At 63.6% G+C, this 13,637-nt stretch carries 12 protein-coding genes and 1 tRNA gene; 7 read left to right on the top strand and 6 right to left on the bottom strand.

The window, feature by feature from the left end:
- The first annotated feature begins 68 nt into the window (after positions 1-68).
- From BO1_RS12510 to BO1_RS12500, 3 genes are all read left to right on the top strand, one after another.
- Positions 69-1,076 carry a sensor domain-containing diguanylate cyclase gene (locus BO1_RS12510; protein ID WP_028217852.1) on the top strand — a complete coding sequence of 336 codons (1,008 nt, stop codon included), beginning with the start codon at positions 69-71 and terminating at the stop codon, positions 1,074-1,076.
- Positions 1,077-1,168: 92 nt separating this feature from the next.
- Positions 1,169-1,441, top strand: coding sequence for a type II toxin-antitoxin system TacA family antitoxin (locus BO1_RS12505; RefSeq protein ID WP_028217851.1), 273 nt, complete (start codon positions 1,169-1,171; stop codon positions 1,439-1,441).
- Entirely contained in the window at positions 1,438-1,929 is a 492-nt protein-coding gene (locus BO1_RS12500) for a GNAT family N-acetyltransferase (protein WP_028217850.1), read from the top strand. The genes BO1_RS12505 and BO1_RS12500 overlap by 4 nt, the downstream gene beginning before the upstream one ends.
- 58 nt (positions 1,930-1,987) lie before the next feature.
- On the opposite strand, the gene BO1_RS12495 is transcribed toward BO1_RS12500, so the two are convergent.
- The 6 genes from BO1_RS12495 to BO1_RS12470 all read right to left on the bottom strand — a co-directional run bounded on the left by BO1_RS12495 (position 1,988) and on the right by BO1_RS12470 (position 9,146).
- Positions 1,988-2,728: a class I SAM-dependent methyltransferase gene (locus BO1_RS12495; RefSeq protein WP_028217849.1), complete on the bottom strand. Its 741-nt coding sequence runs from the start codon at positions 2,726-2,728 to the stop codon at positions 1,988-1,990.
- A 91-nt stretch (positions 2,729-2,819) separates the two neighbouring features.
- Positions 2,820-4,214 (bottom strand): MFS family transporter, encoded by a 1,395-nt coding sequence (locus BO1_RS12490; protein ID WP_084687910.1) that lies wholly within the window; start codon positions 4,212-4,214, stop codon positions 2,820-2,822.
- 315 nt (positions 4,215-4,529) lie between these two features.
- Positions 4,530-4,606: transfer RNA gene (locus BO1_RS12485), tRNA-Met, on the bottom strand.
- A gap of 145 nt (positions 4,607-4,751) precedes the next feature.
- The gene (locus BO1_RS12480) at positions 4,752-6,410 is read right to left on the bottom strand and encodes an MFS transporter (RefSeq protein ID WP_028217847.1); all 1,659 of its coding nucleotides are present in this window, start codon (positions 6,408-6,410) and stop codon (positions 4,752-4,754) included.
- Between the two features lie 294 nt (positions 6,411-6,704).
- Positions 6,705-8,327, bottom strand: coding sequence for a sensor histidine kinase (locus BO1_RS50760; RefSeq protein WP_043284636.1), 1,623 nt, complete (start codon positions 8,325-8,327; stop codon positions 6,705-6,707).
- A 12-nt stretch (positions 8,328-8,339) separates the two neighbouring features.
- Positions 8,340-9,146: a response regulator transcription factor gene (locus tag BO1_RS12470; RefSeq protein WP_028217846.1), complete on the bottom strand. Its 807-nt coding sequence runs from the start codon at positions 9,144-9,146 to the stop codon at positions 8,340-8,342.
- Between the two features lie 285 nt (positions 9,147-9,431).
- Here BO1_RS12470 and recA point away from each other — a divergent pair, with 285 nt between their 5' ends.
- The 4 genes from recA to sucC all read left to right on the top strand — a co-directional run bounded on the left by recA (position 9,432) and on the right by sucC (position 13,601).
- Entirely contained in the window at positions 9,432-10,511 is a 1,080-nt protein-coding gene (gene recA / locus BO1_RS12465) for a recombinase RecA (RefSeq protein ID WP_028217845.1), read from the top strand.
- A 299-nt stretch (positions 10,512-10,810) separates the two neighbouring features.
- Positions 10,811-11,572, top strand: coding sequence for a recombination regulator RecX (recX, locus tag BO1_RS62000; protein ID WP_407669942.1), 762 nt, complete (start codon positions 10,811-10,813; stop codon positions 11,570-11,572).
- A 119-nt stretch (positions 11,573-11,691) separates the two neighbouring features.
- Positions 11,692-12,384 (top strand): DUF2889 domain-containing protein, encoded by a 693-nt coding sequence (locus BO1_RS50750; protein WP_043284634.1) that lies wholly within the window; start codon positions 11,692-11,694, stop codon positions 12,382-12,384.
- Positions 12,385-12,434: 50 nt separating this feature from the next.
- Complete coding sequence (sucC, locus tag BO1_RS12450; protein WP_028217844.1) at positions 12,435-13,601, top strand: ADP-forming succinate--CoA ligase subunit beta; 1,167 nt, start codon at positions 12,435-12,437, stop codon at positions 13,599-13,601.
- Positions 13,602-13,637 lie beyond the last annotated feature (36 nt).

The raw sequence follows: 13,637 nt of genomic DNA, 5'->3' as shown, positions 1-13,637 counted from the left end.
ACCTTTCGGCGCGTCAGGTACTGCAATCCCGCACCGCAGTCCAGCAAATTCCGCAAACGTTTGACGCAATGAAAGACGGCGACCCTCGACTCGATAACGCAACGCTTCTTGAAATCATCCGCGCGCAATCCGACATCGCGCGGCTCGGGCTCGATCTCGGCGGCGTAATGGCCTTCGTCGCCGAACGGGCCGAACAGCTGACCGGCGCGCAAGGCGCCGCGGTCGAGCTCGCCGAAGGCGCCGACATGGTGTATCGCGCGGCCTCGGGCAGTGTCGAGAACATGCTGGGCCTGCGTCTCGCGCGCGAGACGAGCCTCTCCGGGCTGTGTGTGAGCACGGGCGAAATCCTGCGCTGCGACGACTCGGAAGCCGACCCGCGCGTGGATCGAGAAGCCTGCCGGCGCGCGGGACTGCGCTCGATGATCGTCACGCCGCTCAAGCACCTGGAAACGACGGTGGGCGTGCTGAAAGTGGTGGCGCCCGAAGTGGACGCATTCGGCGAAGAGGATATCGAGGCGCTCTCGCTGATCTCCGGACTGATCGCCGCCGCGATGTTCCATGCCGCGCGCTACGAGACGAGCGAGCTTTACTTGCAGGCCACGCACGACGCGCTCACGGGCTTGCCGAACCGCGCGCTGTTCTACGACCGTCTGCGCCAGTCGGTCGATCTCGCGGCGCGTTCGGCGGGCGGGCTGGGTGTGCTCAATCTCGACATGGATGGCCTGAAGCCGATCAACGACCGCTACGGCCACCGGGCCGGAGACGCGGCGATCAAGGAGACGGCTGCGCGCATCGCGAAGAATTGCCGCCGCGTGGATACGGCCGCGCGCGTGGGCGGAGATGAATTCGCGATGATCCTGCCCGGCATCGGCACGCGTCTGGATGCCGAGGCGCATAGCCGGCGCATCGAGGCGAAAGTGCGCGAGCCGTTCGAGTTCGAGGGGCGGTCGATCGAGCTGGGGGTGAGCGTGGGGTTCGCGGTGCTGCCCGAGGACGGTGTGGAGATGACCGGGCTGATCGATCGCGCCGATCAGGCGATGTATGAGGCCAAGCGGGGGAGGAAGGCGGTGGGGTGAGGTGTGGCGTTTACCTAACTTTCGCGTGTTGACAACAGCTACACATAAGCTTACCATGTATATCTGTTGTCTATACGTAAAAAGGGGAAGCCATGCGTGACGCCTCCATCAACCTGCGTGCGCTGCCCGAGCAGCGAGATTTGATTGACCATGCCGCTAGTCTGCTGGGCAAGAATCGCTCGGACTTCATGCTGGAAGCCGCGTGCGAACGCGCGCAAACCATTGTGTTGGATCAAGTCTTTTTCAGCCTGGACGAAGATAGGTTCCGGCAGTTCACCGCGTTGCTCGATGCACCGCAAGACGCTAATCCGGGCCTTGAGCGCCTGATGGCGGTCAAGGCGCCGTGGAGTTCAGGTAAGGCGTGAGCATGCAACTTTCGGCACCGCAGTCGCTCGCCGCGACGCATCGACTCGATGATTTCAATTGCGGCGAGCCATCACTGGATGATTGGCTGAAGCGGCGTGCATTGACCAACCATCTAAGCGGGGCTAGCCGCACCTTCGTCGTGGTCAACCCCGAGCAGTACGTACTCGGGTATTACGCTTTGGCTGCAGGGGCCGTTGCACACCAGGAGGCGACTAGCGCCGTCCGGCGCAACATGCCTGACCCAGTGCCGGTGATGGTGCTCGCAAGGCTCGCGGTTGACGCTCGCGCCCAAGGCTTCAAGCTTGGCGCGGCCTTGCTTCAGGATGCCGTAATGCGTGTGCGGTCCGTCGCAGAGCACGCGGGTGTCCGGGCGCTGCTCGTCCATGCGTTGAATGAGCGTGCGAAGCAGTTCTATGAGCACTACGGTTTTCGTTCATCGCCGATGCACCCGATGACCTTATTGCTCCCGCTGAAGCAACAAACGTAATAACGAAATGGCATGTTCTAGCTCCTTTCCTGGTTATTGAAGGAACTTGCGAGTGGCGCTAGCGCTGCTCCCTGGACAGGGCACTAACCAGGGTATTAGCACGCATGGGTCTCACGAAATGCGCCCCATCGTTCGTCATGTGCTGCTCGAACGCGCACCGGACCTTGCTGATTCGCTCTGGCGTGAGCTGGAAATCGCTGTGCGTGACGCGCATGACCTTGCGCTCGAAGTCGTCAAAGTCCAGAAACCGGACGGAAACGCGGTAGTGCGTTTCTCTCGCGCGGTCCCAGCGCGAATCGTCCGATGCGCGCACGAGTGCGTCGAACGCGGCTTGCCGGACATTTTCCTCGTCGTGAAACAGGCGGATGATTTCGTTCAGTTCCCCCGCAAAGACAGGTTCGGCGAAATACGCGACACCGCCCGGCCGCAGCACGCGGTGAATTTCGTCCAGTGCCTGATCGAGCAATGCGCCGGGTACATGGTGAAGCGACTTGAACATCAGCACGGCATCGAACATCTGCGCTGCAAACGGTATGGCTTCGGCGGGTCCGCTGAGATACGTGATGTTGCCGTGGCGATTGCGCAGCTGGTTCTTCTCGAGTTGTATCGCGTCGATCTCCAATCCGCAGACCTTGGCGTCGGGCCAGGTGTCGGCGATTCGACGCGTCATGTCGCCGGTGCCACAGCCGATTTCCAGCACGTTACGCAATTGTCCCTGCGCGTGTAGCGGCTCGAGGGCGTCTTTCAGAACCGCAATCTCATCGCGGATGTCGCTGCAGTAAGGATCGTAGAGCTGCATGGGTCGAGATCATCAAGGGTTGAGCGGAGCGAGTCGTCTCATGTGTCAGCGGGAGCAAGCATCTTCCTCCACACGGGCGCCAGCGCGTGCATTAGCGTAAGCCTGCGTTTTGCTCGACCTGGCCGTCACCATCCAGATAACCGTGCCTGCGCAAGTCGGGCATCAGCCAGGCCGCCAGGAACGTGAGGGTGGCCATGATTGCCACGTAGTAAAAGAAGGCACTTTCAACGTTGACGGAGCGCAGCCAGAGGGCGGCGTATTCGGCGGTGCCCCCGCACAGGGCGTTGCCAATCGCATAGGGAAAGCCAACGCCCAGCGCGCGCACGCTTGGCGGGTACAGGTCCGCCTTGAGAATGCCGGTGACGGGGGTATAGAAGGCCGCGATCACCATCCCGACCATGACCAGCCCGAATGCGATCCAGGGACTGGTGGTTTGCTTGAGCGCCATCATCAGGGGCACGACGACCACCGCAGCCAGTGCGCCAAACAGCATCATCATCGCGCGTGTCCCGATGCGGTCGCCCAGCAGGCCGAACACCGGTTGCAGCAACATGAAGATGACCAGGGCCGAGGTCATGATCAAGCTGACGGTCTTGGAGTCGATACCCGAGGACACGACCAGAAACTTCTGCATATAGGTGGTGAAGGTGTAGAAGAACAGCGAGCAGCCCATGGTGATGAACAGCGTCACGAACACGGCCCACTTGTGCGGCAGAAGTCCCCGAATCGAGCCCGCTTCCTTGCGTTTGGCTTCCTTGGCGTCCAGCGTTTCGATCATCGAGCGGCGCAGATAGACGACCACGACTGACGAGATGGCGCCGATGAAAAACGGAATCCGCCAGCCCCATTCATGCATGGCGTCTTTGCTGAACAGATGCTGGAGCAGCGTAATGGTCAGCAATGCTAAAAGTTGACCGCCAATGATGGTGGCGTACTGAAACGAGCCATAGAAAGCGCGGTTGCCCTTGCTGGACACCTCGCTGATGTACGTGGCACCGGCGCCATACTCCGCGCCCACCGACAGACCCTGGGCCAGCCGGGCGATCAGCAGCAGCACGGGGGCCCAGCCGCCAATGCTTTCATAGGTCGGTATGACGGCGATGCCCAGCGAGCCCGCGCACATCAGAAAGACGGACAGAATCATCGCTCGCTTGCGGCCGTGGGTGTCCGCAATGGCGCCAAAGATCCAGCCGCCCAGCGGGCGCATGAGAAAGCCGACGGCAAAAATGCCGGCAGTTGCCATCAATTGGCTGGTTTGATCCCCCTTCGGGAAAAACTGGGACGCGAAATAGATCGCCGTATAGGCGTAAATGAAGAAGTCGTACCACTCCACCAGGTTGCCGGAGCAGGCGCCGACGATGGCGCGAATGCGTCGAGCAACGGGGAGAGCGCGAATTTGCTCCGTTGGATTTGCAAGTTCAAAAAGGGTCACGGACTGGTCTCCTTTTATTGGTGTGTCGCCGGAGGTCACGCACCGGCGGGGCATGCTTGCCGCCCAACGATCGGTAGCGGTCGCACCGTGATGATGGCTCCGTCTCAGAACGAGCTGGGCAGGCCGAGGATGCGCTCGGTCAGACAGGCGTAAATCAGGTTCGTGGAGGCAGCCTGATTGCTGGAGCGCGCGAGGGTGGTGCTTGCGGATGCCGGTGGGGCTGAAGCGAGTCGAGGATTGGGGCGGATGCTTGCGCGAGTGGCTGCAATCCGGACGGATCGACCTAGCTTTGCTGTAGGGCGAATCAGGCGATCCGGAAGTGAAAATGAAAAAGCCCGGTAGATCAAAGATCTACCGGGCTTCCACATTTGGTGGCGAATCAGGGATTCGAACCCCGGACCTGCGGATTATGATTCCGTCGCTCTAACCGGCTGAGCTAATTCGCCGAAGAAGACGAATTATGACAATGCGCCCGGAGGCTGTCAACCCCCATCGCCATCTTTTTTCAAGATTCTCCGAACCCACCGGCGAGGCATGGCAAAACTCAAAGCCAGAGGCCCCACCCGGCGGAGAACGACAAACACAAACGCATCAATCCTGCGCGTAGATATCCGAGTCCTTGGTTTCCTTCACGAACAGCATGCCGATCACGAAGGTTGCGAGCGCGATGATGATCGGATACCAGAGCCCCGAGTAGATATCGCCCTTGGCCGCCACGATCGCGAAGGCCGTCGCCGGCAGGAAGCCGCCGAACCAGCCGTTGCCGATGTGATAGGGCAGCGACATCGACGTATAGCGGATGCGCGTCGGGAACATCTCCACGAGCATCGCCGCGATCGGCCCGTACACCATCGTCACGAAGATCACGAGGATGGTCAGGATCACCACGGTCATCGGCCAGTTGAGCTGCGCCGGGTCGGCCTTGTGCGGATAGCCCGCCGATTTCAGCGCACCCGAGAGCGTCTTCTCGAACGTTGCCCCCGCCTCCTTCGCGCCAGGCGCCTTGCCGTCGAACGTATCGATGGTCGTGTCGCCCACCTTGATCTGCGCGAGCGTGCCCGCCGGCGCGGCCACGTTCGAGTAGTTCAGGCCCGCCTTCGAGAGCGCGCTTTTGGCGATGTCACACGAACTCGTGAACTTCGAGGTGCCCACCGGGTTGAACTGGAACGAGCATTCGTCCGGGTTCGCGATCACCACGATCGGCGCGCGGGCCGTTGCGGCTTCGAGCGCCGGGTTCGCGAAGTGCGTGAGCGCCTTGAAGAGCGGGAAGTAGGCGAGCGCGGCGATCAGGCAGCCGGCCATTATGATGGGCTTGCGGCCGATCTTGTCCGAGAGCGCGCCGAAGAACAGGAAGAACGGCGTGCCGATCAGGAGCGCCAGCGCAATCAGGATGTTGGCGCTCGCGCCGTCCACTTTGAGCGTCTGCGTGAGGAAGAACAGCGCGTAGAACTGGCCCGTGTACCAGACCACGGCCTGGCCCGCCGTCACGCCGATCAGCGCGAGGATCACGACCTTGAGGTTGTTCCATTGGCCGAACGCTTCGGAGAGCGGCGCCTTCGAGACCTTGCCCTCGGCCTTGATGCGCTTGAAGGCCGGCGACTCGTCGAGTTGCAGCCGGATCCACACCGAGACCGCGAGCAGCAGGATCGATGCGACGAACGGAATGCGCCATGCCCACGCGCCGAACTGCTCTTCGCCCACCGTCGTGCGCACGCCGAGGATCACGAGCAGCGAGAGGAACAGGCCGAGCGTTGCCGTGGTCTGGATCCACGAGGTGTAGAAGCCGCGGCGTCCGGGCGGCGCATGCTCGGCCACGTAGGTGGCCGCGCCGCCGTACTCGCCGCCAAGCGCGAGACCCTGCAAGAGGCGCATGCCGATGAAGATCACGGGCGCGGCAATGCCGATCGACGCGTAGCCCGGCAGGAAGCCCACCACGAAGGTGGACAGGCCCATGATGACGATGGTGACGAGGAACGTATGCTTGCGGCCCACGAGGTCGCCGAGGCGCCCGAACACGATCGCGCCGAACGGCCGCACCGCGAAGCCCGCCGCAAAGCCGAGCAACGTGAAGATGAAGCCCGCAGTGGGGTTCACGCCGGAGAAGAAGCTCTTGCTGATGTAGGCCGCGAGCGAGCCGGCCAGGTAGAAGTCGTACCACTCGAACACCGTGCCTAGCGACGACGCGAAGATCACGCGTTTTTCGTCGCTGGTCATCGGCGTGTGTGAGACTTGTCCGCCAACGGTTGCCATATGTGTCTCCATTTTTTGATATGCCGACGTGCTGGTCGGGGCCGCCCGAGAGGCGGTCCTGCGAAGCATTATTGGAATGGAAACTTACGGGGTTCTGACGGCGGAGGGGCTTTTTTGAGACGTGTTCCCGACGTTCGATGATTCGCTAATTTCTGGAAATTAACAGCGGACAGTGGTTAACATTCGGTCATCTGTCTCTATCTGACGGGTTCATGCGGGCTGGGTGGGCGCGCGCTAAGGGTAAGTCCCATCCCCATTTCTGGCCGCTTTGCCGTCAGTTTCGACCGGCTGGCGTCAGCTTGCGCCGCGCAGACGCAGCGTCACGCGCACCAGCGTGCCGGCAAGACGCGGTTCGAGCTGGTAGACGTTGTCCTCGATGGCGAGCGTGCCGCCGTGCATCGTCGCGATCTCGCGCACGATCGCGAGTCCGAGGCCGCTGCCCTCGCCGTCGCGCCCGAGGATGCGATAGAAGCGTTCGAGCACGCGCTCGCGCTCGGCCGCGGGAATGCCGATGCCGGTGTCCTCCACCTCCAGATGCACCACGTGCGCCATGGGCTCGGGCCGCACGCGCACCGTGATGCGGCCGCCGGCGGGCGTGTAGCGGATCGCGTTGTCGATCAGGTTCGAGAGCATCTCGCGCAGCATCACGGGGTTGCCATCGACTTGCACCGGCGCCACGCGGTTCTGCGCGGCGTGGTCGCCGCTCTCATCGTAGTTGTCGTGCGAATCTTGCTCGGGGCCTTCGTAGCCCAGGTCCATTTGCTTGGCGAGCGCGGGCTGCACCCAGTCGCGCACCGCGTGCCGGGCCACGTCGGCGATGTCGACGGGGATGAAGATTTGCCCCGTCATGCGGTTCTCGGCGCGCGCGAGCGCGAGCAGTTGCGTGACGAGCCGCGCGGCGTGCTCGGAGCTCGTCGCGATCTGCTCGAGCGAGCGGTGCACTTCGGCGGGCGCGTCCTGGCGCAGTGCAAGCTCGGCCTGGGTGCGCAGGCCCGCGAGCGGCGTCTTCATCTGGTGGGCGGCATCGGCGATAAAACGCTTTTGCAGCTGCATGTTCTGTTCGAGGCGCGTGAGCAGGTCGTTGAACGACGTGACGAGTGGCTCGATCTCGGGCGGAGCGCGGCGCGCTTCGAGCGGCGAGAGGTCGTCGGGGCGGCGCATGCGGATGTTCGACTGCAGCGCGTGCAAGGGCGCGAGGCCCCGCGAGAGCCCGAACCAGACCAGCAGGATCGCGAGCGGCAGGATCACGAACTGCGGCAGGATCACGCCCTTGATGATGTCGTTGGCGAGCGTGCGGCGCTTGTCGAGCGTCTCGGCCACCTGCACGAGCACGGGTTGCGAGCCCGCCAGATTCGGCAGCTCGACTGTCGTATAGGCCACCCGGATGTCGATGCCGTGCAGCATGTCGTCGCGGAACTCCACGAGGCCGGCGGGCGGGCGGTCGTCGTCGCGCGGCAGCGGCATCTCGCGGTCGCCGCCCACCAGCTCGCCGCGGCTGCCGAGCACCTGGTAGTACACGCTGTCGACGTTGTCGGCGCGCAGGAAATCGCGCGTGGAGTCGGGCAGCGTCAGCTCCGCCACGCCGTTGACCGGATGGATCTGGCGCGCGAGCACGTAGGCGTCGGTTTCGAGCGCGCGGTCGAACGGACCGTTGGCGATCGACTTGGCGACAAGATAGGTCACCGCGATGCTCATCGGCCAGAGCAGCAGCAGCGGCGCGAGCATCCAGTCGAGGATCTCGCCGAACAGCGAGCGCGGGCGCGCCGCGGCGGCTTCGGCTTCGTCGGGTGGGGCGAAGGGGTTGGCGTAGCGGGCGTCGCGCGCCTCGTCGTCGAGCGCGCCGGCCTCGCCTGCGGACCTTGGCGAGGCGCCGGACGTGGCCGGCGCAGGGCGTGCGGCGGGAGCGGGCTCGGCCATCGTTGCGCCTGGCTATTTGTAGTAGTGGCTGGCCGGCATGGCGGGTGGCGCGGCGTCGCCCGGGACATTGGCGCCTGGCGTATCGGTGCGCGCCGCCGCTGCGGAATTTTCCGTGGCCGCTGCCGGTGCGTTCACAGGCGCGTTCGCCGGATTCGCCTCTTTTTCGAGGCAGTACCCGAGCCCGCGCACGGTCACGATGCGCACGCCGCCCGTTTCGAGCTTCTTGCGCAGCCGGTGCACATAGACCTCGATGGCGTTGTTGCTCACTTCCTCGCCCCATTCGCACAGATGATCGACGAGCTGCTCCTTCGAGACGAGCCGGCCGAGCCGCTGCAGCAGCACTTCGAGCACACCGAGCTCGCGCGCCGACAAATCGAGCACCTGGTCGTTGATGCGCGCCACGCGGCCGACCTGGTCGAACGCGAGCGCGCCATGGCGCACGACCGTGGGGCCGCCGCCCGCGCCGCGCCGCGTGAGCGCACGCACGCGCGCCTCGAGCTCGTTGAGCGCGAAGGGCTTGGCCATGTAGTCGTCGGCGCCGAGGTCGAGGCCTTTCACGCGTTCGTCCACGCTGTCGGCGGCGGTGAGGATCAGGACGGGGAGGGTGGAATTGCGCGCGCGCAAGCGGCGCAGCACTTCGAGGCCCGGCATTTTCGGCAGGCCCAGATCGAGGATCAGGAGGTCGAACGACTGCATCGACAGCGCTGTATCGGCATCCACGCCGTGACGCACGTGATCGACGGCATAGCCCGACTGGCGGAGTGATCGGACGAGGCCGTCCGCGAGTATGCTGTCGTCTTCGGCAATGAGAATTCGCATGTGCGCCAGCGTCGCCAACGAAGCGCTTTGAAGCCCGCGTTTGGCTGCACGTTTTGCGCTTCGCGTTTGCGCGCAGCGCTCCCGGCAGGGGGCGAGCCCGGTGAGCGTCGGGCGGCGGTCTCCGAAAATTCGCGGTTTCGGCACGCAGGTTTGATGAAAACACGCTTGCCAAAACTACTGTTTTTTTATACAGTGTCTGCGTTCACGCGTATGTGCCCGGGGTTTGTCACCAGCGGCACGCACGCCTCGTCACCAGACGCCGTTCATCATAGCAAAGGACGATTCATGGAAGATAGCAAGAAAGGCTCGGCTGGGCTGACTGCTGAAAAGAGCAAGGCGCTGGCCGCCGCGCTCGCGCAGATCGAAAAGCAGTTCGGCAAGGGGTCGATCATGCGACTCGGCGACGGCGACGCGGTCGAGGACATCCAGGTGGTCTCCACCGGCTCGCTCGGCCTCGACATCGCGCTCGGCGTGGGCGGCTTGCCGCGCGGCCGGGTGGTCGAGATCTACGGTCCGGAATCGTCGGGCAAGACCACGCTCACGCTGCAGGTGATCGCCGAATTGCAGAAACTCGGCGGCACGGCGGCGTTCATCGACGCGGAACACGCGCTCGACGTGCAATACGCGTCCAAGCTCGGCGTGAATGTGCCGGAGCTGCTCATCTCGCAGCCGGACACGGGCGAGCAGGCGCTCGAAATCACCGACGCGCTGGTGCGCTCGGGCTCGATCGACATGATCGTGATCGACTCGGTCGCGGCGCTCGTGCCGAAGGCCGAAATCGAAGGCGAAATGGGCGACTCGCTGCCGGGTCTGCAGGCGCGTCTGATGTCGCAGGCGCTGCGCAAGCTCACGGGCACGATCAAGAAGACCAACTGCATGGTCATCTTCATCAACCAGATCCGCATGAAGATCGGCGTGATGTTCGGCAACCCGGAAACCACCACGGGCGGCAACGCGCTCAAGTTCTACTCGTCGGTGCGTCTGGACATTCGCCGTATTGGCTCGATCAAGAAGAACGACGAAGTCATCGGCAGCGAAACGCGCGTGAAGGTCGTCAAGAACAAGGTCTCGCCGCCGTTCCGCGAAGCCGTGTTCGACATCCTCTACGGCGAAGGCATCTCGCGTCAGGGCGAAATCATCGACCTCGGCGTGCAGGCCAAGATCGTGGACAAGGCCGGTGCGTGGTACAGCTATAACGGCGAGCGCATTGGCCAGGGCAAGGACAACGCGCGCGAATTCCTGCGTGAGAATGCGGACATCGCTCGTGAGATCGAAAACCGCATCCGCGAATCGCTTGGCGTGAGCACGATGCCGGCTGGCGCCAACGACACCGGCGAAGTGGAAATCGCGGACGAAGAAGAATAAGTCCCGAAGTTGAGTTCTGAAATCGGCACCAGAGAGTCAGCACTACCGTGATGCGCAAGGGTGGGTCCGCCTCGGTGCCGCATGATGTGGCCAGTCCTGCGGCAACATCCGCGGCGCCTTCTCCCGCTTCAGACGAGGCGGAACACCCGCGTGAGGCGCGGCGCGCCACGCGCCGCGCTCCCGCGCGCACCGACACGCAGCGCACCGACACACCAAGCCGCGACGCCCATGCGGGCGCTCGCGGCTTTGCGCATTCAACCCCCCACGATCTGGACGACGAAGGCGGGGCGGTATTCGAAGTGCCGTTCGAGGCATTTTTCGATGCGTCCGCAGCGGGGTCATCCGAAGCACCACACGAATCGCAGCACGACGCGCACCACGAAGCGCACCACGAAGCGCACCACGAAGCGCACCACGAAGCGCACCACGAAGCGCACCACGAAGCGCACCACGAAGCGCACCACGAAGCGCACCACGAAGCGCACCACGAAGCGCACCACGAACCCCCGGCGCCGGAAGCCGACCGCTTCGAGCGCAGCTCCACCTCGCGCATGTCGCGCAACGCTCGCAAGAACGAGGCATCAAGCAAGCAGCGTCCCGAGCGCTCGCTCAAGGGGCGTGCGCTCGGCTATCTCTCGCGCCGCGAATACAGCCGCGCGGAGCTTTCGCGCAAGCTCATGCCCTACACCGAAAACGCCGACGAACTCGAAGCGCTGCTCGACGCGCTCGAACGCGAAGGCTGGCTCTCCGACGCCCGCTTTGCGGAAAGCGTCGTGTATCGCCGCGCCGCGCGCGTGGGGGCGGGGCGCATCGTCAGCGAGCTCAAGCGTCATGCCGTGGGCGACGCGCTCATCGAAGAAGTGAACGCGCAGTTGCGCGAGACCGAGCTCGCGCGTGCCCGCGCCGTCTGGCAGAAGAAGTACGGCCAGCTACCCGAGACGCCAGCCGAGCGTGCCCGTCAGGCCCGCTTTCTGGCCGCGCGCGGCTTTTCGATGTCGATCATCGGCAAGATTTTGAAGGGCATGGAAGACAGCTTCGATGGCGAGTGGCCGGAAAACTGATTCGGCTGGCTCAAAAATCGCTTGCGGCCATGTCCCGCTGGGCGCTGTGGGTTCGCCGCTGTCTCAAATACCCGGTATGCTAAAATCCAGAGGTTTTCCTGTCCGGTCTTACCTCTAGCATGCCGCTTTCTTCGCCAGCGCCTCGCCAGTTGCGTCATCAGCGCGCTATCCGGGCAGTCGCCTATGAGCGCGAAGACGGTCTATGGGACATCGACGCGTGTCTGACCGACCATAAGCCACGCGACGTGCCGCTCGCCGCCGGTGTCCGGCCCAACGGTTTGCCGATCCATGAACTCTGGCTCCGCATCACGATCGATCGCAAGCTCAACGTCGTCGACGCAGAAGCGTCGTCCGACTGGGTGCCTTATGACGGTCAGTGCCAGAACGCCAATCCCGCCTATCGGGCCCTTATCGGGCTCAATCTCCTCCAGAATTTCCGCCGCGAAGCGGGCCGGCTCCTCGCCGGCACGGCCGGTTGCACGCACCTCACCGAAATGTTGGGCGTGTTGCCGACTGTCGCGATCCAGGCGTTCGTTGGAGCAGTGTGGGATACATCGAACGCAATGCCGGGCGAAGCGTCCGGACCGGAATCTGGCAAGACTGCCGACGGCGCAGCCGCCGGCGAAAAGCCGCCTTTCCAGCTCGGCCGCTGCCACGCGCTGCGGTTCGACGGCGAGGCGGTCAAGCAGTTTTATCCGCGCTGGTATGGCCATGCGCCGCGTTCAATAGAGCGTGGTGCGGAAACCGCCAGCGTGCGCGACAACCCAGGCCCGAGCCAGGAGGGCAAGGCCGACGTTCTCGCGCATGAATAACAACAGCGGAATCGAAGTTCACTCCAACTCTCAGACTGAAGGAATCACGCATGAAGATTCACGAGTACCAGGGTAAGGAAATCCTGCGGAAATTCGGAGTCGCCGTCCCGCGCGGCATCCCGGTGTTTTCGGTGGATGACGCGGTCAAGGCCGCTCAAGAGCTGGGCGGCCCGGTGTGGGTCGTCAAGGCGCAGATTCACGCGGGCGGTCGCGGCAAGGGCGGCGGCGTGAAGGTGGCGAAGTCGCTGGATCAAGTGCGCGAATACGCGAGCCAGATCCTCGGCATGCAGCTCGTCACGCACCAGACCGGTCCGGAAGGCCAGAAGGTCAATCGTCTGCTGATCGAAGAAGGCGCTGACATCAAGCAGGAACTGTATGTCAGCCTCGTCGTCGATCGCGTGTCGCAAAAGATCGTTCTGATGGGTTCGAGCGAAGGCGGCATGGACATCGAAGAAGTTGCGGAAAAGCATCCGGAACTGATTCACAAGGTCATCGTCGAGCCGTCGACGGGTCTGCTCGACGCTCAGGCCGACGACCTCGCCGCGAAGATCGGCGTGCCGGCTGCTTCGATTCCGCAAGCCCGCGCGATCCTGCAAGGCCTGTACAAGGCATTCTGGGAAACCGACGCGTCGCTGGCAGAAATCAACCCGCTGAACGTCACGGGCGACGGCAAGGTCATCGCACTCGACGCGAAGTTCAACTTCGACTCGAACGCGCTGTTCCGCCACCCGGAAATCGTCGCTTACCGCGACCTCGACGAAGAAGATCCGGCTGAAGTCGAAGCCTCGAAGTTCGACCTCGCGTACATCTCGCTCGACGGCAACATCGGCTGTCTCGTGAACGGCGCGGGCCTTGCAATGGCCACGATGGACACCATCAAGCTGTTCGGCGGCGAGCCGGCGAACTTCCTGGACGTCGGCGGTGGCGCGACGACCGAGAAGGTCACCGAAGCGTTCAAGCTCATGCTCAAGAACCCGGGCCTGAAGGCGATCCTCGTGAACATCTTCGGCGGCATCATGCGCTGCGACGTGATCGCGGAAGGCGTGATCGCCGGTTCGAAGGCCGTGAACCTGAATGTGCCGCTCGTCGTGCGCATGAAGGGCACGAACGAGGACCTCGGCAAGAAGATGCTGGCCGATTCGGGCCTGCCGATCATCTCGGCGGACAGCATGGAAGAGGCTGCGCAGAAGGTCGTCGCGGCTACCGAAGGCAAGTAATTTTCAGCGGACACGAATGGCGTGATGACGGCGCGA

The organism is Paraburkholderia oxyphila NBRC 105797, from assembly GCF_000685075.1.
GTDB classification, from domain to species: Bacteria; Pseudomonadota; Gammaproteobacteria; order Burkholderiales; family Burkholderiaceae; genus Paraburkholderia; species Paraburkholderia oxyphila.
This window is presented reverse-complemented; position numbering and strand designations above follow the sequence as displayed.

Bases quoted from the DNA above. Each gene is read 5' to 3' on its own strand.
- recA (WP_028217845.1), top strand. From the start codon at position 9,432: ATGGAAGATAGCAAGAAAGGCTCGGCTGGGCTGACTGCTGAAAAGAGC.
- BO1_RS12480 (WP_028217847.1), bottom strand. From the start codon at position 6,410: ATGGCAACCGTTGGCGGACAAGTCTCACACACGCCGATGACCAGCGAC.
- sucC (WP_028217844.1), top strand. From the start codon at position 12,435: ATGAAGATTCACGAGTACCAGGGTAAGGAAATCCTGCGGAAATTCGGA.
- BO1_RS12510 (WP_028217852.1), top strand. From the start codon at position 69: ATGAAAGACGGCGACCCTCGACTCGATAACGCAACGCTTCTTGAAATC.
- BO1_RS50760 (WP_043284636.1), bottom strand. From the start codon at position 8,327: ATGGCCGAGCCCGCTCCCGCCGCACGCCCTGCGCCGGCCACGTCCGGC.
- BO1_RS12505 (WP_028217851.1), top strand. From the start codon at position 1,169: ATGCGTGACGCCTCCATCAACCTGCGTGCGCTGCCCGAGCAGCGAGAT.
- BO1_RS12470 (WP_028217846.1), bottom strand. From the start codon at position 9,146: ATGCGAATTCTCATTGCCGAAGACGACAGCATACTCGCGGACGGCCTC.
- BO1_RS50750 (WP_043284634.1), top strand. From the start codon at position 11,692: ATGCCGCTTTCTTCGCCAGCGCCTCGCCAGTTGCGTCATCAGCGCGCT.
- BO1_RS12495 (WP_028217849.1), bottom strand. From the start codon at position 2,728: ATGCAGCTCTACGATCCTTACTGCAGCGACATCCGCGATGAGATTGCG.
- BO1_RS12490 (WP_084687910.1), bottom strand. From the start codon at position 4,214: ATGCCCCGCCGGTGCGTGACCTCCGGCGACACACCAATAAAAGGAGAC.